Here is a 17,019-nt window from a genome sequence, read left to right on the forward strand (position 1 = left end):
CAGACAATAAAAAAACGCCAAGCATGAAAGCTTGGCGTTTTTCAGAGTACTTTACGTTATGGGCGGTAAACTTTAACGTTGCTGTAGCCTTGCTCTTGAAGATAAAGCGCTTGCAGTCGACTCATCACACCGCGGTCACAATAAAGTAGGTAAGTCTTAGACTGGTCAAGATCACCAAACTTAGTGCCAAGCTTGAAGAACGGTAGGTGTTTCACTTCAACGCCATCCAACTCTAATGGATTCTCGTCTTCTTCTTCCGCACTGCGAATGTCTAGTACGATAGCATCGTTTTCAACTGCTTCCACTTGCTCTACCTCCGGTGCCTGCTCTTGGCTCTCTTTCTCGATATCACGGATATCGATCATACGAGCGTCACGCACCACTTGTTCAAGCACAGAGAAATCAAATTTCTCTTCTTCCGCTTCTAGCTTAGATTTCACCGCTTTAACCGTCGGCTTGCGAGAAATCACGCCACAGTATTCTGGCATGGTTTTAGCAAAATCTTCGGTGCCGATTTCACGCGCTAGGTCGATGATGTCTTCTTTATCCCAGTTGATAAGAGGACGAAGAATTAGAGTATCAGTGACGCCATCGATATGACGCAGGTTAGTCAGTGTTTGGCTAGATACCTGACCCAGTGCTTCACCTGTCACGAGTGCTTCAATACCGAACTTTTCAGCAAGCATGCCACCAGCACGCATAAACATACGCTTGAGGATGACGCCCATTTGGCCGTCTTCTACTTTTTCTAGGATCTCAGCAACAACCGGTTCGAAATCGACAGAGATGAACTTCACCTTCGCTGACGAGCCGTACTTGTTCCACAAAAAGTGTGCTACTTGCTTAACACCAATCTCGTGAGCAGGGCCGCCTAGGTTGAAGAAGCAGTAATGCGTCTTTGAGCCACGTTTGATATGCAGGTAACTCGATACACCAGAGTCGAAACCGCCAGAGATAAGGCTGAGTACATCTTCTTGAGTACCTAGAGGGAAACCGCCAAGACCTTTGTGGCGTGCGATAACTTGGTTAAGCTTGTCGTTTGCAACCTCGATGTTTACCGTCACATCCGGCTTAGACAGCTTCACACGCGCACTTTCTACCGCTTGATTCAGACCGCCGCCAACGTAGCGCTCAAGCTCAATCGAGGTAAAGTCATGCTTACCGCGACGCTTCGCACGCACGACGAAGGTTTTGCCTTCAATACGCTTGCCGTTAAGTTCTAGAACTTGCTCATAGATATCGTGCATGTCAGCAAAATCAGATTGCTGAACCTCAAGCACGTGGTGGATACCAGGGGTCTGAGTCAGAATTTCCAATACCTCTTTGTGGTATTGGTCTGAACTTGCACTCACTTCAATGTGGTCACGACGGTTAAACACCGCCACCGATTCCGTACGGCGCTGGATAATGATTCGCAGGTTGCACTCAAGGATCCTTGTAAAGCGCTTACGCACTGAATCGCTTTTTACAAAAATCTCTGGATGGGGCTTTACGATAAATCTCATAGTCTTTTCACATCTCGTTGCAATGCTGTCTGAGCGCGACAGTATAGGGAAACACATATCAACTGTAGTACAAATTCGCTCAATTCTGCGTGCTTAAAAGCTAAGACTCGACTGAGCGATTGTTCATCAGGGGCGCAAGTATACCCGCAAGCCCGATAAGATGCGAGTAATCGACTTAATTCAAATCTACACGCATTTCTTTGGTCCACAAACAAAAATACCAGAGCATGGCTCTGGTATTTCATCAACTTGAAAAGTCACTAATTGCCGTCTGCGGAGACTTCATCAGTGTAGACTGGCTCGCCCTGCATAATACTGATCTCGACGCGACGATTTCGAGCTCGCTGCCTTTCGGTATCATTGGGTCCAAGTGGCTCGGTATCAGCAACGCCTATCACTCTCAGTCTAAGGTGTGAGAAGCCCTTCACTTTTTCCATCTCTTGCGCCACGGATACCGCGCGCTGCGATGTTAGATCCCAGTTCGAACGATACAGCTCTGAGTCCAACGGCAGATTGTCGGTATGGCCCGATACTCGCACTTGACCCGGGATATCTTTCACTAGGTCGGCAACTTGGCGCACCAAAGGCCTAAATTTAGGTTGCAGGAACGCCGAACCCTCAGGGAATGCGCCCTTCTCTTGAATTCGAATCACCAACTGCTGCCCAAGGTTTTCCACCTCTACAGCCCCTTGATTGATCTCTTGTTGTAACGCTTGTTTGATAAGCTCTTCTAACTTCTCAAGATCTTCATTCTGCTGTTCATTCTCTGCCGAGGCTGTGCCTATTTGATTCTTCTGCGTTCGGTCTGCGGTTTGTCCGCCAGTTATCTTGCCATCATCACGCTGATTGCCACCCGCTCTGTCTGAGTCCCCTTCTTGAAACTCGAGAGTTTGCTGAGTGATATCAATGGTCTGCTGCATGATCACATCAATAGGGGTTGGCTCTGGACGACCTGGACGAAACTCCTGCGCGATAATACTGGTGCCCTTAGGGATATCTTTCACTTCCAGTCGGTTCTGAACACCAAACGCAAACTTCATTGAACCTGCTATCTGCTTAAACTTCAGTACATCCATCTCAGAGAACGATAGCAAGAGTACGAAGAAGCACATTAATAGCGACATGAGATCAGAGAAAGTCGCCATCCAAGCAGGCGCCCCAGGAGGTGGGCATTTACATTTTGCTTTCTCTTCCATCATTTAATCCCGTTGCAATTCATTACGGACACGGTACTACTCACCATCGAGGTCGAAGGCTCGTTTACTCTCGTTGATGTAGTTCTTCAGGTACCCATCAATGACACGCGGGTTTTGACCATCTTGAATCGCTAATACGCCATCCATAATCAAGCGGCGATTAAGGTTTTCTTGCTCTCGGCGCAGCGTCAGTTTGTCAGCGATAGGGAAAAACAGCATGTTCGCAAGCATGGCACCATAAAGAGTGGTCAAAAGTGCAATCGCCATCGCAGGACCGATAGACTTAGGGTCATCCATGTTAGATAGCATCGCTACCAGACCCACCAGCGTACCAATCATACCCATGGCAGGTGCCACATCACCGTATGATCGAAACACCGCGGCGCCTTTCTCATGACGCTCGTCTGTTAACGCGATGTCTTTTTGCATTGCATTGCGTACAACCTCTGCATCGTGTCCATCTACAAGAAGATCGATGCCCTTTTGCATAAAGCTGTTTTGGATATCCATTTCTTCAAGCGCTAGGAAGCCGCCCTTACGAGCCGCGTCCGCCATTTCCACAATTTTAGCGATGAGATCTTCTGGCTCGTCGGTCTTGAACATGAACGCCTTACTGGCAATTTTGGTTGCCCCAAAAAACTGCCCCAAGGTGAACTTCATCAAGACGACGAAGGTCGAGCCCCCGATTACGATAAATACCGAGGTTGTATCGAAGTAAGTCATGATGCTGCCACCCAGCACCATTGCGATAATTATCGAAGCGACCCCACCAATGAGGCCTATCAGCGTTGCTAAATCCACTCAACACTCCATGAAAAATTTGACGTCTTAGAAACTCTGGTGAGCTATTCGAGCTCACCGAGTCTATCTCGTTGCTATTAGGTTATCGACCAAGTGACGATATCTTTAAGTGATTTATGACCACAAAATCACAAAATTGCGTGACCAGTGATCACTTCTCCTCTTTTATCAGATAGAAAAGCCCTTAACCTCATTGTTTTGAGGCACGATATTGGCGCTTTTTTTAGCAATCAAAAAGCCTGCGACGTATCTTCACGGCATTTTTAGCACCTTAAGTTTGACCATCGCTAGCCGCTCATGTAACGTTCGATCATTTCATAAAAAATAAGTACGTTATGGCGACTAAGAAACCTGAAAACATGTCTTTCGAAGCGACAGTCGATGAGCTCGATTCGCTGGTAGAACAATTAGAAAATGGCGACCTAGCGCTTGACGACGCGCTGAAAAAGTTTGAGCGAGGCATCGCCTTAGCGAGAGCTGGACAGCAAAAGCTGACAGAAGCGGAGCAAAAAGTGAGTATTCTCCTGGTTAAGGATGACGACGCGGACCTGCAAGACTTCGCTCAGCAGTCAGAATAATTTCAAAAGTGAGTATCCCCATGATTGAGGCTTTGAAGTCTTATCAAACGCGCAACAACGAGCAACTGGATGCTTGGTTGGACCGCTACCCGTTTCAACAGCAAAGACTCATTGAGGCCATGCGCTACGCCCTACTTCTCGGCGGCAAACGTGCAAGGCCTTTTCTAGTTTATGCCACAGGATCTATCTTTGGACGCACTGAAGAAGAGCTCGACACCCCTGCTGCAGCCATCGAATGCATTCATGCTTATTCGCTCATCCACGACGATCTTCCTGCGATGGACGACGATGAACTTCGTCGCGGTAAGCCGACCTGCCACATTGAGTTTGATGAAGCGACCGCTATTTTGACAGGCGACGCACTTCAAACATTGGCATTTACGATACTATCTGAAGGTCCATTAGCGTCATTTGCCGAGTCTCAACGTATCAATATGGTGAAAGAACTCGCGAACGCATCTGGTGCCGCTGGTATGTGTATCGGGCAAGCACTGGACTTGGAAGCGGAAAACCGCTCGGTAGGCCTAGAAGAGCTTGAGCAGATACACCGCCACAAAACTGGTGCGCTTATCAAATGCGCGGTTCAACTCGGCGCGTTAGCCGCTGGAGAGAAAGGACGCGAGTATCTTCCTCAGCTTGAGAACTACGCTGAGGCGATTGGTCTTGCGTTTCAGGTGCAAGACGACATTCTAGACATTGTTAGTGACACGGAAACACTAGGGAAACCTCAAGGTTCCGATGTCGAACTCAATAAGAGTACCTATCCTGCCTTACTTGGGCTGGAAGGCGCGCAGCAAAAAGCTACGCAACTATTTGAAGAAGCACTTTGTGCTTTGCAAGCGATACCCTACAATACGCAATTACTCGAAGACTTCGCACGATATGTCATCGAGCGCAACAACTAGACTATATTAAAGCGCTAAATAACTATGACACTTGATATTTCAAAGTATCCGACACTGACATTAGCAAACACGCCAGAAGAACTTCGTCTGATGCCGAAGGAATCTTTACCTAAGCTGTGTGAGGAGCTAAGGACGTATTTGCTAAATTCAGTGAGCCAGTCTAGTGGACACTTGGCTTCCGGACTAGGCACTGTGGAACTCACAGTTGCTCTGCATTACGTCTACAATACACCTTTCGACCAGCTTATCTGGGACGTGGGTCATCAGGCCTATCCTCATAAGATCTTAACTGGCCGTCGTGAGCAATTATCGACTATCCGTCAAAAAGACGGGTTGCACCCTTTCCCATGGCGCGAAGAAAGTGAGTACGACACACTGTCTGTTGGTCACTCATCAACGTCGATCAGTGCGGGCCTTGGCATGGCGATTTCCGCCGCTAAAGAAGGCAAAGATCGCAAAGTCGTTAGCGTTATCGGTGATGGCGCTATCACGGCAGGTATGGCGTTTGAAGCACTGAACCACGCAGGTGATGTTCACCCTGACATGTTGGTCATCCTCAATGACAACGAGATGTCCATCTCTGAGAACGTTGGCGCACTGAACAACCACCTTGCTCAAGTGTTGTCTGGTAGCTTGTACACCTCAATTCGAGAGGGCGGTAAAAAAGCACTGTCTGGACTTCCGCCTATTAAGGAACTGGTCAAGCGCACCGAAGAGCATATCAAGGGCATGATTGTCCCTGGAACGCTATTTGAAGAGTTAGGCTTTAACTACATTGGTCCTGTCGATGGTCATGATGTTAATGAACTGGTCAAAACACTCAAGAATATGCGTGAGCTGAAAGGTCCACAGTTCCTTCATATTATGACCAAGAAAGGCAAGGGCTATGAGCCTGCTGAGAAGGATCCTATCGGCTACCACGGTGTACCGAAGTTTGACCCTTCGCACTCTTGCCTGCCAAAAAGCAGTTCAAGCAAGCCGACTTACTCGAAGATCTTTGGTGACTTCCTGTGTGATATGGCAGCGAAAGACCCATCACTAATGGCAATCACGCCAGCAATGCGTGAAGGCTCTGGTATGGTTCGCTTCTCGAAAGAGTATCCTAGTCAGTACTTTGATGTCGCGATTGCCGAGCAGCATGCGGTGACACTTGCAACGGGCATGGCGATTGCTGGCAACAAACCAATCGTGGCAATCTACTCAACCTTCTTACAGCGAGGGTACGATCAGCTAATCCATGATGTCGCCATTATGGATCTGCCGGTGATGTTTGCCATCGACCGTGCTGGTCTGGTTGGAGCCGATGGTCAAACCCACCAAGGTGCGTTCGATCTCAGCTTTATGCGTTGTATTCCAAACATGGTGATCATGGCGCCAAGCGATGAGAACGAGTGTCGTCAGATGCTCTACACTGGTCACATGCACACTGGTCCAAGTGCGGTTCGCTACCCTCGTGGCAGCGGTAACGGCACAACACCTGAAGCTGAGTTTACCGCCTTAGAGATTGGTAAAGGCCATGTTGTTCGCGAAGGTGAAAAAGTAGCCATCTTGTCATTCGGTACCTTCTTAGACAACGCGCTGGTTGCAGCAGAAAACCTCAACGCGACAGTGGCAGATATGCGATTTGTTAAGCCGCTTGATGAGGCGCTTATCAAGGAGCTGTGCGATAGCCACGATGTGATTGTGACTCTTGAAGAGAACGCTATCGCTGGCGGCGCAGGTGCTGGTGTCATAGAATTCATGATGCAAGAGAAGCTAATGAAGCCAGTACTAAACCTTGGTCTTCCAGACCGGTTTATCGCACAAGGCACGCAGGATGAGCTACATACAGAGCTTGGTCTTGATGCTGCGGGTATCGAAGCGTCTATTCGTAATTACATCTCTAAATAGAGATATTTCTGGTTAGAGAAAGCTAAAGCGACCTTGTGGTCGCTTTTTTAATGCCACTTTTTCTCATTCGGATAACTTACGGACACAAAAAAGCCGCAACCTAGGTTGCGGCTTTTCAAATCCAATTGGATGGCAATTATGCGTTTGCTTCACGCTCAGCGATAAACTCTAGCGCCATCTTAATGCGAGCAATCACGCGCTCTTTACCTACAAGTTCCATCACAGCGTCCACTGACGGAGATTGACCACCACCGGTTACCGCTACGCGAAGTGGCATGCCGATTTTGCCCATGCCAATTTCTAGCTCTTCGCAAACTGCCGCAATCACTTGCTCTTTAATGTTTGCCGTTGTCCACTCTTGTAGCGCTTCTACTTTCGCTAGTGCTACTTCTAGAGGCTGCTTCGCAACGCCACGTAGGTGTTTCTTAGCCGCGCCCGCTTCAAACTCAGAGAAGTCTTCGTAGAAGTAACGGATTTGCTCTGCAAGCTCAACCAAGGTATTGCAGCGCTCGCCAACAAGCTTGATCACCTCAGTGATCGCTGGACCATTTTCAGTGTTCAGCTTTTGCTCATCAAGGTGCCATTGAAGGTACTTCGCTACATACTCTGGTTCAGAGGTCTTGATGTAGTGGTTGTTCAACCAGTTCAGTTTGTCTGTATTGAACGCTGATGCTGACTTAGAGATCGCATCTAGAGAGAACAAGTTGATCATCTCTTCTTGAGAGAAGATTTCTTGGTCACCGTGAGACCAACCTAGACGTACTAAATAGTTGTTTAGTGCGTTTGGTAGGTAACCTTCATCACGATATTGCATCACTGACACAGCGCCATGACGCTTAGATAGCTTAGCGCCGTCATCGCCTAGAATCATTGCACAGTGTGCGAATGTCGGCACTGGCGCACCAAGTGCTTCATAGATGTTGATTTGACGTGGTGTGTTATTGATGTGGTCTTCACCGCGCACAACGTGAGTGATACCCATATCCCAGTCATCAACCACAACAACGAAGTTGTATGTTGGCGCACCATCAGTACGACGAATGATCAGATCATCCATTTGGCTATTTGCGATCTCGATACGGCCACGGATTTGATCGTCAAATACTACGCTGCCCTCTTTCGGGTTGCGGAAACGAATCACACACGGCTCACCCTCTTTCGCTGCTGCGTTCGCCGCAACAATCTTCGGATGGTTCGCATCGTAGCGAGGGATCTCTTTGTTCGCTTCTTGCTCTGCTCGGATCTCTTCTAGAAGTTCTTTTGGTGCATAACATTTGTATGCTTTGTCTTCAGCAAGTAGTTTCTCTACCATTTCGTTGTAGCGGTCAAAACGCTTAGATTGGTAGTACGGACCCTCGTCCCACTCAAGACCCATCCACTGCATGCCTTCTAGGATCGCATCTACTGCTTCCTGAGAATTACGCTCAAGATCTGTATCTTCAATACGTAGAACGAATTCACCGCCTTGGTTTTTAGCAAATAGCCAAGAATACAGTGCAGTACGCGCACCACCGACGTGAAGATAGCCTGTAGGGCTTGGAGCAAAACGTGTTTTAACCGTCATCGAAAGTACCTTGTTGTCAACGTCGCACAATGCTCATCATTGTGCGTTGCAAATTTTGGGCGCTATTTTATCACCTTGCGCTAATTCTACAATCACTATACCCAATAACCTCATCAACCAAAGTCAATGCAATCAAATCTCTTGACCTTACCCTTGAGGGAAGGTTTATGGTTAACAACAACGAACGAATTTTGAGGTGGGTTATGGTCAGTTATACGCTTAATTTATCGGGTTTATCCTGTATGGGTTGCGTGAATAAAGTCAGAAATGCTGTCGAAGCATCGACCAATGACATCCATATCGACCATATCGATAAGCAAACACTTAAGGTCTCAACACAAAGCGATGTGATTACAGTGATTGAGATTGTTGAAGGCTTTGGTTACCAAGCTAAGCCTGTATGGGCATTTGAGTTATCGGGACTAAACTGCGGTAAATGTGTGGCAAAACTGAGTGAAAAGCTGCGATCGCTCGAAGAGAGCGACATTGTTGAGATCAGCAAGCAATCACTAACTCTGGAATCAACACTGAACGTAAACAGCATAGTTGATGCCATCGAAGAGGTTGGTTATCACGCAACTTTAGTGACAGAACAAGTAGCGAAGCCATCTAATGTCCCCACTACAGACACCGCCGTTGAACATTCAGAGTATCAAGATAAAGAACCTGAAATCCAACAGCCCGTCGAAGTTTCACAAAACGCCCACCTACCGAGTATTCATTTGCTGATTCAAGGCATGACCTGCGCGAGCTGTGTCTCGTCAGTAGAGAAAGCACTTCTCTCCGTGCCTGGTGTCGACATTGCTCGCGTAAACCTTGCCGAGCAAAGCGCAATGGTCAGCACCGCCTTGCCGATAGATGATATCCAAACGCCACTACTTAAAGCGATTAGCAATGCCGGTTACCAAGGCGAGCTGGTCGAGGACCTAGCGACCAGCCAGCAGCAACAGCAGCAAGCCTTGCTTGCTCATCAAGCGCAGCAAAAAAAGAATACGATTGTCGCGCTAGCGGTCGGAGCGCCGTTGATGCTGTGGGGCGTGCTTGGCGGCAGTATGATGATCCGTCACTCTGGCGATCAAATGGCTTGGGGCGCTGTCGGCATACTCTGCTTATGGCTTCTTGCGACGGCAGGTCGTGATTTCTATATCAACGCTTACAAATCACTAACGCACGGTCGTGCCACCATGGATACCTTGGTTGCTCTGGGCACGGGCGCAGCATGGTTCTACTCGATGCTCGTCGTCATCGCACCGAGCTGGTTCCCAGAACCATCACGTCATGTGTATTTTGAGGCAAGCGCGATGATCGTCGGACTGATCTCGCTCGGTCACTACATAGAAGCCAAAGCGAAAGCCAAGACCAATCAATCCTTACAGGCTCTGATGAACCTTCAGCCTCAAGTGGCGACGGCGATCATCGATGGCAAAGACATCGAGTTGGCCGTTTCCGACATTCAGCTTGGCATGAGACTGCGAATTAAGCCGGGTGAAAAGGTCCCCGTCGACGGACAGGTTTCTGAGGGTCACAGCTATGTTGATGAGTCTATGCTCACTGGCGAACCGATTGCGGCACTTAAAGGGGTTGGCGACAAGGTGTCAGCAGGTACCGTGAACACCGATGGCAGTTTGGTGATAGACGCAACCGGTGTTGGCGCCAATACCATGCTGTCACGCATTATTAATCTGGTTCGAGACGCACAGAGCAGCAAACCCGCTATTGCGAAGCTCGCAGATTCCATCTCTGCAGTGTTTGTCCCTGTTGTTGTGCTCATTGCCTTAGGCGCTGCGGCTATTTGGTTCATGGTAGGCCCAGAGCCAAAGGCAAGCTACATGCTTGTGGTCACGACAACCGTACTTATCATCGCCTGCCCTTGCGCTCTGGGTCTTGCTACCCCGCTGTCTATCACCGTTGGCATAGGTAAAGCCGCACAAGCTGGGATTCTGATTAAAGATGCGGATGCACTACAGAAGCTTAGCAAGATCAACGCTGTCGTATTTGATAAGACGGGAACGCTCACGTTAGGGCAACCTAAAGTACAAGGCGTCCAAACCGTTGGTCTATCTGAAATGGAGCTTGCTAGATTGGTGTTGCCATTAGAGAAACGCTCTGAACATCCTCTCGCCAAAGCCGTCACCGATTATTGGGCTGAAACAGAGGTCAATGAGCCAGCCGAGTTTGAGAACCTCAAAGGTAGAGGCGTTCAAGGAGTGGTGGAAGGTCGCCACGTGCTCGTTGCTTCTCTAAATCATATCAGAGCGTCACAGGTAGATATTACCGCGCTAGACGCATCAATTTCAGACGCCGCGACCAAGGCTTTGACCCCAGTCGTTATCCTAGTTGACTCAAAACCTGCGGGCTTAATCACCATTGCCGATCAAATCAAACCTGAGGCAAAACAAGCGATTGAAGCCCTCCAAAATCAAGGTATAAAGACCATTATGCTAACCGGTGACAATCGCCACGTTGCAAAAGTCATTGGAGAGCAAGTTGGTGTTGATGAGGTGTTCTCTGAAGTATTACCAGATGAAAAAGCCGCGCATATCGAAGCGCTTAGAAAACAGTATCAACATGTCGCCATGGTGGGTGACGGGATCAATGACGCACCGGCATTAGCGCTCGCAGATGTGGGTATCGCCATGGGCTCAGGTAGCGACGTCGCGATAGAAAGCGCCCCAATGACGCTACTAAACAGCAACCCTGCTAGTGTGGCACATGCGATAGCGCTCTCTAAAGCGACGGTTAAGAACATTAAGCAAAACTTATTCGGTGCGTTTATCTACAACACCTTAGGCATCCCAATTGCTGCTGGTGTGTTATACCCACTGTTCGGATTTTTACTTAGCCCTGTTTTTGCAGGAGCAGCAATGGCACTTTCTTCTATTACGGTCGTAACCAATGCTAACCGATTAAGAAAGTTTCACTATAAAAACTAACCGGTGCTCAGCATGGCTGATAATCTAAAATAAGGTTATATGAAGCACTTGGTGATTGTTGATAACAATGCAATGTTAAAGAGGATGGACTATGTCGAACCAAAAAAGATTTATAAAACTGGCAACGCTATCGCTGGCAATGCTAGCAGGCTCGGCGTTTGCAACCAATGTACTGACCTATAAATCCCCATACTGTGGATGCTGTAAAGACTGGGTCACACACATGGAAGACGCTGGCTTCACGGTCACCGTCGAAGATCATAAGAATATGAACCCAATAAAACAAAAGCTTGGCATCAAACCGGAGCTCGCCTCGTGTCATACAGCTGTTATCGGCGACTATGTGTTTGAAGGGCATATTCCCGCTGACGATATCAAGGCGTTTCTAGAAAACCCACCAAAAGGTGCGAAGGGCTTGGCAGTACCAGGGATGCCTGTAGGCTCTCCTGGTATGGAATATGGCGATCAAAAAGACCCGTATCATGTCTATGCTTACAACGAAGAAGGACAAGTCTTTTCCTACCGCTCGTACAACATGTAAACGACAACGCCCACGTAAAGTGGGCGTTTTTTTAGAAGTGATAAGTACCACCTACGACAATGGCTGAGTTTGCCGTGCCGCGTGGGTAATAAGGCGTTCGGAACGTGCCTTGGTTCTTGTATTCAAAATAAGGCTGAAATGCGAATTTCGTCAGTGTTAACCTAAATTCATGGTCCATCGCATTATCGGTATATGGGTAGTAAGGATGGTAAGCCCCACTCATATGATAAACGTTGTTATAGTGCAGCTTTATCGGGTGAGTTTTTAATTGATACTCCACCTTGCTGTCGAAACGATAGTCGATATCTGGCTTGTAACCCCAGCGGTCATGCTTTGCATAGGCTTCAACGCGCGTGCGATGACTCAGGGACAGTCCCTCATCAAAGTCATACCCAATCTTAAACAGTGGGCGATATTGGACAGTCTCACCAAGTTGCATCAAGTGCTCATAGCCCGCCCCCAGCCAAAAGTTTTTCGACATCTGAAACTTCTGTTCAACCCCTAATGTAGTCAGCGGTGCTCGAGCAGAGTGACCATAGTAAACATTATTGTGGTGGTTATGATGACTGTATGGCGTCTTGCCAATGGGAATGTCCTCTACGATAAAACGAACCGTCGTATCCGTATCAAAGGTATGACCTGCTTCCATTTTGGCAGTGGTTTTAGAGTCGTAAAGGTAAGTGCTATTAAATTGGATGTTGCCTTCGATGTATGAAGAGGCGGCGCTTGCAGACAATGAAGCAAACAACAAGCCTACAATTATTAAGAGGCGCATAAAATGGATTCCCTAACTAAAATTTGCGGCGATTGTGCTCATCAGAACAGCGAGTTGCAAATACCAACAATGTCAGGGAAACGACAACTATAAATATTCATAAAGCCACAGCGCAAAGGGCTATAGCTTAAATCCTGCCTTTGAAGTCAAGTCAAAGTCAGAACAAAACAATACCAATAACACCAACATGACCTGAAGAGTTAATTTGAATACCAAATCTGTTTAAATAACAACCTCATCAAACAAGGTTATTTCTTTTCAAAAGATAAAAAGTCATATCAAAAACTAGCCCGAGCACGAGGGAAATAAAAAAGGCTCCATTTGGAGCCTTTTTAAAAACGTGTGGAGTTTACTTAGAAGCCGTAAGAAGCACCAAACACAAACGCATTGTTCACTAGGCTGCTACCATTACTGTCTTTAAGACCATGAGCCTGGCTACGGAACTCAAAGTAAGGCTGAACGCCATCGCGAGTCCAAGTTGCACGAAGCTCGTGATCCATAGTGTTATCGTTGTCACCTTGCTTAATAACATAGATATTGTTGTAGCTAACAGCGACTGGCTGATCTGCAAATTGGTACGCAATTTTGTTATCTAAGCGAGTTTCGTCATCTTTGTTCTTATCTGCTTGAATGTGATGACGGGTACGGTTGCTTAGAGAGATGCCGTTATCGAAGTTATAGCCAATTTTGATAAGTGGGCGGTATTGTACAGTATCACCAGCCTGTACTAGATGATGATAACCAGCTGCCAACCAGAAGTTGTCTGTTACATTGAATACTTGCTCAGCTCCTAGTGTTGTAAAAGGTAAAGGACGATCGGTATCTTTTACGTCACCAAGAGGAATAGCATCAAACTCTACTAGAAGTGTCGTGTTTGAGTCGAACGTATGGCCAGCTTCTAGCGTTGATGTCGCTTTTGAACCTTGCAGGTAAGTATCGTGGAATTGAACGTTACCTGTTACATAAGAAGAACCAGCGAATGCACTTGTTGAAGCTACTGCTAAAGCGGTAAGAGCGAGGACTTTTTTCATGGTAAAAACACCTATATTTGTTGATATACGGGCGGCTTATGGTGCCGTCTTGTTTCGTTGCCAGTTGGCTTGAGCACAATATAACGACATTTATTTCGCGCTAACAAATAATTAAGGCTTTTTAGTGATCATAATCACCATCCGCAAGAATACGAAAATATAAATACAATAAAAACAGCAACTTAAACCAAAATATAAATTTATATCTATTTTTGCGAAGAAACTTAACCAGATCCAAGTCACACAAAACCAAAGGACACTGTCTGTTTTTTACAGATAGTGTCCTAATCCTCATAGTATCAACGTGTTTTCCTGAGTGAATTCTGTGATCTTAGATACTAAATTTAGAAAATGGACGTAATAGATCCTCATCAACCTCTAACTTAATTTACAAGAGAACGTAAGTGGCTTGCCTTTATTCGTGAATGAATCCAAACAACTACGAAGGCAAAGACACTTCCCTTAAGACAGCTTCCCTCAAAAGAGCTCAATTGATATGCTCTATGTACCTAAACTCCGATTGAGCTTTAAGATGTTTGCGTCTCTACGAATTGCATTTGTACTATTATCCGTTTTTCTAACAACTGTGATATCTGCGTCAGCTTATGCTCAACCACTATTGTTCAAAGCCGAGCGCGGTGACCAAACCTTTTATATCTACGGTACGGTTCATGTAGGACCCAAAAATCAAATCACTATTACTAAACAAATCGAAGATGTCCTTGGGGTAAGTGATTCCCTGATACTCGAAGCAAAAATGGATCAGTCTGTTCAGTTTCCGACGACTAGTCGCTTTCAAGTTGCGCAAGTGCTGGAGCAAAACGAACTTAAACAACTCGAAACTATTGCATCTGAGATAGGGATTGATTTTGGAACACTGCAAAGTCTACCGCCTTGGCATGCCGCACTGATTCTTCAACAAACGACGTTCACTCAGCTAAATTACTACTCGGAATTTGGCTCTGAACATCAGCTTTCTGATTGGGCCAAAGGGAACGGAATAACCATTGACGGATTAGAGACCTTGCAGTTTCAGATCGATTTACTTTCTCAGCAAGATGAGGGAGGAAAGGAAATGCTAAAACAAACGTTATTAGAATGGCCACACAACGCACACAACATTCAATGCTTGCTAGCATCATGGAAAGCGGGTGATATAAAAAATCTGTCAGCAATGCTAGAACATGATAGCGACAGCAGTGACTTTCTTAAGAGTCTACTTATCGATCGAAACGATGCTTGGGTGGCGAAACTGACAAACTCAAGTCAGTATCAAAAAGGCACCTACTTTGTCGCTGTAGGAGCGTTGCATCTAGTCGGTCCCAATAGTGTAATCGGTTTACTAAGAAGCAATGGCTATTCCATGACACAGCTCAGCCGATCTGAGGAAGCAAAATGCACTATGAAAACACATGAATAACGTCTTATTTTTAAGACACTATCTTCGATTAAATTTGGTGCCATCAATTGAAAAGTTGTTTTTTAGCCATTCGTTTGAAATTTAACGCTAAAGATCAATATGTAAAAAAAAGATGATATGTAAAATCAATAATTTAAATTAGCTGTTAGTTAGATAGTGTTAGAAACAAAGTAACGAGATAACAATAACTAACTCTATCAAAGCCGTCATTTTGGCAATAATGAGCAAATTAATAACCCTTTGGCATTCAGGTAGTTAATGTCCTCCACCTAAAAGCTACAAGTTCCTTATTTATCATTAAAAAATTTTAAAATTTACAAGATTTTTTGATCTTTATCCTATTAGCTTCATACTTAAGTTGCCTTTACAAACCCTATGTAACTAATATGGAGAATCAAAATGAAACGTTTATTTATAGCAATGGCTTGTGCATTAATGTTTTCTATGCCATCTATGGCGAATAGTTATTCGGCGGGTGGCAATGTTATTGGAAGCGTTGTTGAGTGTACATTACCGGATGGCAGTACGAAGACCACCTATCAACTTTACTGTAAAATGGCAAATGGACATGCTCGATACTAACGAGGCAAATCCAAGAAGAGAGGGGTTAGCTCCCCTCCTTCAATCCATCTATGATAGGGCAAGCGCTCTGATCATCACCAGGACAACGCTCGACCCACTCTAACAACTTAGATTCGATACTTCGTAAAGTCTCAATCTGGTCTCTAACATCACTCAGCTTATTAGTCGCAAAGTTCTTTACGTCTGCACTGGTTCGCATAGAATTGTTTGCCAGCTTCAAGAGCTCTCGGCATTCATCGAGCGAAAAGCCTGCTTTTTTGGCGTTAAATACAAATTTTAGGTCCTCAACCTGATCCATAGAATAGACTCGGTAACCATTTTCAGCACGCTTTGGGGCTGAAATGACATCTCGTTCTTCATAAAAACGAATCGACTTGGATGACAAGCCTGTTAGCTTCGCTACTTGACTAATGTTCATTTCAACCCTCTCAAGACTCTGTATTTAACGAGAAATCAACCAACTTAGAGCTTTTTGACGCTCTTCTAGTGATGCCTCATTATACCAATACTGCATCATTTGTGCAGGCTGAGACTTAAATGTCGCTACATCACTGCCAGTCTTGCGATATTGATATGCCCAGTCTACAAATTCTTCTCGTTCTGCAACAGGTGCTTTATCATACCAATACTGAATCATCTGAACCGATTTGGCTCCTGATTCGATTTCTGGCTCTCCCACAGAAGTTGCAATCACAGGAGCAGCAGCTGTTGCCGCAGTAGTCGCTACTGCATTCGTCTGACCACGCTGATTCGCAAGCTCATCACTAAGAGATTTTATATATCCGTTCGCAATGAAAAAGGTAACTTTGTAATCACTATTAGTGACCAAATCAAATTTAAAGTTTCCACCATTAGCACTGTTTAATACCGATTGATCTATCGGGAAACTAATATATTGGGTGGCTGTACAATGTTCTGTACAAACACTGGTTGAAGGTTTGAGCTCAGTAAGATCAAAAAGCTTACCTTGATAGGATGCTTTTTCAAACTCGGTGTACGATTTAAAGTAAGACACCTCCATGTTCATATAACCAGTAACTGATTTTTCTTCAGGGTTTCTACTAGCCTGTAATACAACCAAAGCATTAGATTTAAGAATATCACCACCGTTCGATGCATCGATCTCTGGGCTATATTTCTTACCAACCACAGTAATCTTATCACCTTTGTGGCTTACGCTTTCCACTGACTGAGAAAAATCACTTTCTGAATCAAGGGAAGAGCATGCTCCTAACAACAACGACATTACAACTACAGTTTTTCTCAACATATTCCTCTCCTTTGACAGAAAAAGCGTT

General features: G+C 45.8%; 15 protein-coding genes. 7 read left to right on the plus strand and 8 right to left on the minus strand.

The window, feature by feature from the left end; genetic code table 11:
* Positions 1–56 precede the first annotated feature (56 nt).
* From thiI to pomA, 3 genes are all read right to left on the minus strand, one after another.
* On the minus strand, positions 57–1,505 hold the full coding sequence (gene thiI, locus J4N45_RS15010; protein ID WP_234495319.1) for a tRNA uracil 4-sulfurtransferase ThiI: 1,449 nt from the start codon (positions 1,503–1,505) through the stop codon (positions 57–59).
* 260 nt (positions 1,506–1,765) lie between these two features.
* The gene (locus tag J4N45_RS15015) at positions 1,766–2,704 is read right to left on the minus strand and encodes a flagellar motor protein MotB (RefSeq protein ID WP_394150737.1); all 939 of its coding nucleotides are present in this window, start codon (positions 2,702–2,704) and stop codon (positions 1,766–1,768) included.
* A gap of 33 nt (positions 2,705–2,737) precedes the next feature.
* The gene (gene pomA, locus J4N45_RS15020) at positions 2,738–3,502 is read right to left on the minus strand and encodes a flagellar motor protein PomA (RefSeq protein ID WP_042473753.1); all 765 of its coding nucleotides are present in this window, start codon (positions 3,500–3,502) and stop codon (positions 2,738–2,740) included.
* A 335-nt stretch (positions 3,503–3,837) separates the two neighbouring features.
* Here pomA and xseB point away from each other — a divergent pair, with 335 nt between their 5' ends.
* From xseB to dxs, 3 genes are read left to right on the plus strand one after another with little or no spacing between them, the layout of a single operon-like run.
* Complete coding sequence (xseB, locus tag J4N45_RS15025) at positions 3,838–4,080, plus strand: exodeoxyribonuclease VII small subunit (RefSeq protein WP_252012227.1); 243 nt, start codon at positions 3,838–3,840, stop codon at positions 4,078–4,080.
* Positions 4,081–4,100: 20 nt separating this feature from the next.
* On the plus strand, positions 4,101–4,985 hold the full coding sequence (ispA, locus tag J4N45_RS15030) for a (2E,6E)-farnesyl diphosphate synthase (protein WP_252012229.1): 885 nt from the start codon (positions 4,101–4,103) through the stop codon (positions 4,983–4,985).
* Between the two features lie 24 nt (positions 4,986–5,009).
* The gene (dxs, locus tag J4N45_RS15035; protein ID WP_252012232.1) at positions 5,010–6,875 is read left to right on the plus strand and encodes a 1-deoxy-D-xylulose-5-phosphate synthase; all 1,866 of its coding nucleotides are present in this window, start codon (positions 5,010–5,012) and stop codon (positions 6,873–6,875) included.
* A 136-nt stretch (positions 6,876–7,011) separates the two neighbouring features.
* Here dxs and gltX read toward each other — a convergent pair whose 3' ends face one another.
* Positions 7,012–8,439 carry a glutamate--tRNA ligase gene (gltX, locus tag J4N45_RS15040; protein ID WP_252012234.1) on the minus strand — a complete coding sequence of 476 codons (1,428 nt, stop codon included), beginning with the start codon at positions 8,437–8,439 and terminating at the stop codon, positions 7,012–7,014.
* Between the two features lie 203 nt (positions 8,440–8,642).
* Here gltX and J4N45_RS15045 point away from each other — a divergent pair, with 203 nt between their 5' ends.
* Positions 8,643–11,372, plus strand: coding sequence for a heavy metal translocating P-type ATPase (locus J4N45_RS15045; protein ID WP_252014701.1), 2,730 nt, complete (start codon positions 8,643–8,645; stop codon positions 11,370–11,372).
* 91 nt (positions 11,373–11,463) lie between these two features.
* On the plus strand, positions 11,464–11,913 hold the full coding sequence (locus tag J4N45_RS15050) for a DUF411 domain-containing protein (protein WP_234495315.1): 450 nt from the start codon (positions 11,464–11,466) through the stop codon (positions 11,911–11,913).
* A gap of 31 nt (positions 11,914–11,944) precedes the next feature.
* Here the strand turns inward: J4N45_RS15050 and J4N45_RS15055 are convergent, their stop codons facing one another.
* Positions 11,945–12,688: an oligogalacturonate-specific porin KdgM family protein gene (locus J4N45_RS15055; RefSeq protein WP_252012236.1), complete on the minus strand. Its 744-nt coding sequence runs from the start codon at positions 12,686–12,688 to the stop codon at positions 11,945–11,947.
* Between the two features lie 353 nt (positions 12,689–13,041).
* Complete coding sequence (locus J4N45_RS15060; protein ID WP_042473740.1) at positions 13,042–13,719, minus strand: oligogalacturonate-specific porin KdgM family protein; 678 nt, start codon at positions 13,717–13,719, stop codon at positions 13,042–13,044.
* 532 nt (positions 13,720–14,251) lie between these two features.
* Here J4N45_RS15060 and J4N45_RS15065 point away from each other — a divergent pair.
* A complete protein-coding gene (locus J4N45_RS15065) occupies positions 14,252–15,139 on the plus strand; it encodes a TraB/GumN family protein (RefSeq protein ID WP_252012238.1) in 888 nt (295 codons plus the stop codon).
* Between the two features lie 399 nt (positions 15,140–15,538).
* Positions 15,539–15,721, plus strand: a complete 183-nt coding sequence (locus J4N45_RS15070) for a hypothetical protein (protein WP_252012240.1) — start codon at positions 15,539–15,541, stop codon at positions 15,719–15,721.
* A gap of 25 nt (positions 15,722–15,746) precedes the next feature.
* Here J4N45_RS15070 and cueR read toward each other — a convergent pair whose 3' ends face one another.
* Both cueR and J4N45_RS15080 read right to left on the minus strand, forming a co-directional pair.
* Positions 15,747–16,139, minus strand: a complete 393-nt coding sequence (gene cueR / locus J4N45_RS15075) for a Cu(I)-responsive transcriptional regulator (protein WP_252012241.1) — start codon at positions 16,137–16,139, stop codon at positions 15,747–15,749.
* 24 nt (positions 16,140–16,163) lie between these two features.
* Positions 16,164–16,991, minus strand: coding sequence for a DUF2057 family protein (locus J4N45_RS15080; protein ID WP_252012242.1), 828 nt, complete (start codon positions 16,989–16,991; stop codon positions 16,164–16,166).
* Positions 16,992–17,019: the final 28 nt, after the last annotated feature.

The sequence above is a fragment of the Vibrio sp. SCSIO 43140 genome (genome assembly GCF_023716585.1).
Classification (GTDB): domain Bacteria; phylum Pseudomonadota; class Gammaproteobacteria; order Enterobacterales; family Vibrionaceae; genus Vibrio; species Vibrio maritimus_B.

Bases quoted from the DNA above. Each gene is read 5' to 3' on its own strand.
- thiI (WP_234495319.1), bottom strand. From the start codon at position 1,505: ATGAGATTTATCGTAAAGCCCCATCCAGAGATTTTTGTAAAAAGCGAT.
- J4N45_RS15015 (WP_394150737.1), bottom strand. From the start codon at position 2,704: ATGATGGAAGAGAAAGCAAAATGTAAATGCCCACCTCCTGGGGCGCCT.
- xseB (WP_252012227.1), top strand. From the start codon at position 3,838: ATGGCGACTAAGAAACCTGAAAACATGTCTTTCGAAGCGACAGTCGAT.
- ispA (WP_252012229.1), top strand. From the start codon at position 4,101: ATGATTGAGGCTTTGAAGTCTTATCAAACGCGCAACAACGAGCAACTG.
- dxs (WP_252012232.1), top strand. From the start codon at position 5,010: ATGACACTTGATATTTCAAAGTATCCGACACTGACATTAGCAAACACG.
- gltX (WP_252012234.1), bottom strand. From the start codon at position 8,439: ATGACGGTTAAAACACGTTTTGCTCCAAGCCCTACAGGCTATCTTCAC.
- J4N45_RS15045 (WP_252014701.1), top strand. From the start codon at position 8,643: ATGGTCAGTTATACGCTTAATTTATCGGGTTTATCCTGTATGGGTTGC.
- J4N45_RS15050 (WP_234495315.1), top strand. From the start codon at position 11,464: ATGTCGAACCAAAAAAGATTTATAAAACTGGCAACGCTATCGCTGGCA.
- J4N45_RS15055 (WP_252012236.1), bottom strand. From the start codon at position 12,688: ATGCGCCTCTTAATAATTGTAGGCTTGTTGTTTGCTTCATTGTCTGCA.
- J4N45_RS15060 (WP_042473740.1), bottom strand. From the start codon at position 13,719: ATGAAAAAAGTCCTCGCTCTTACCGCTTTAGCAGTAGCTTCAACAAGT.
- J4N45_RS15065 (WP_252012238.1), top strand. From the start codon at position 14,252: ATGTTTGCGTCTCTACGAATTGCATTTGTACTATTATCCGTTTTTCTA.
- J4N45_RS15070 (WP_252012240.1), top strand. From the start codon at position 15,539: ATGAAACGTTTATTTATAGCAATGGCTTGTGCATTAATGTTTTCTATG.
- cueR (WP_252012241.1), bottom strand. From the start codon at position 16,139: ATGAACATTAGTCAAGTAGCGAAGCTAACAGGCTTGTCATCCAAGTCG.
- J4N45_RS15080 (WP_252012242.1), bottom strand. From the start codon at position 16,991: ATGTTGAGAAAAACTGTAGTTGTAATGTCGTTGTTGTTAGGAGCATGC.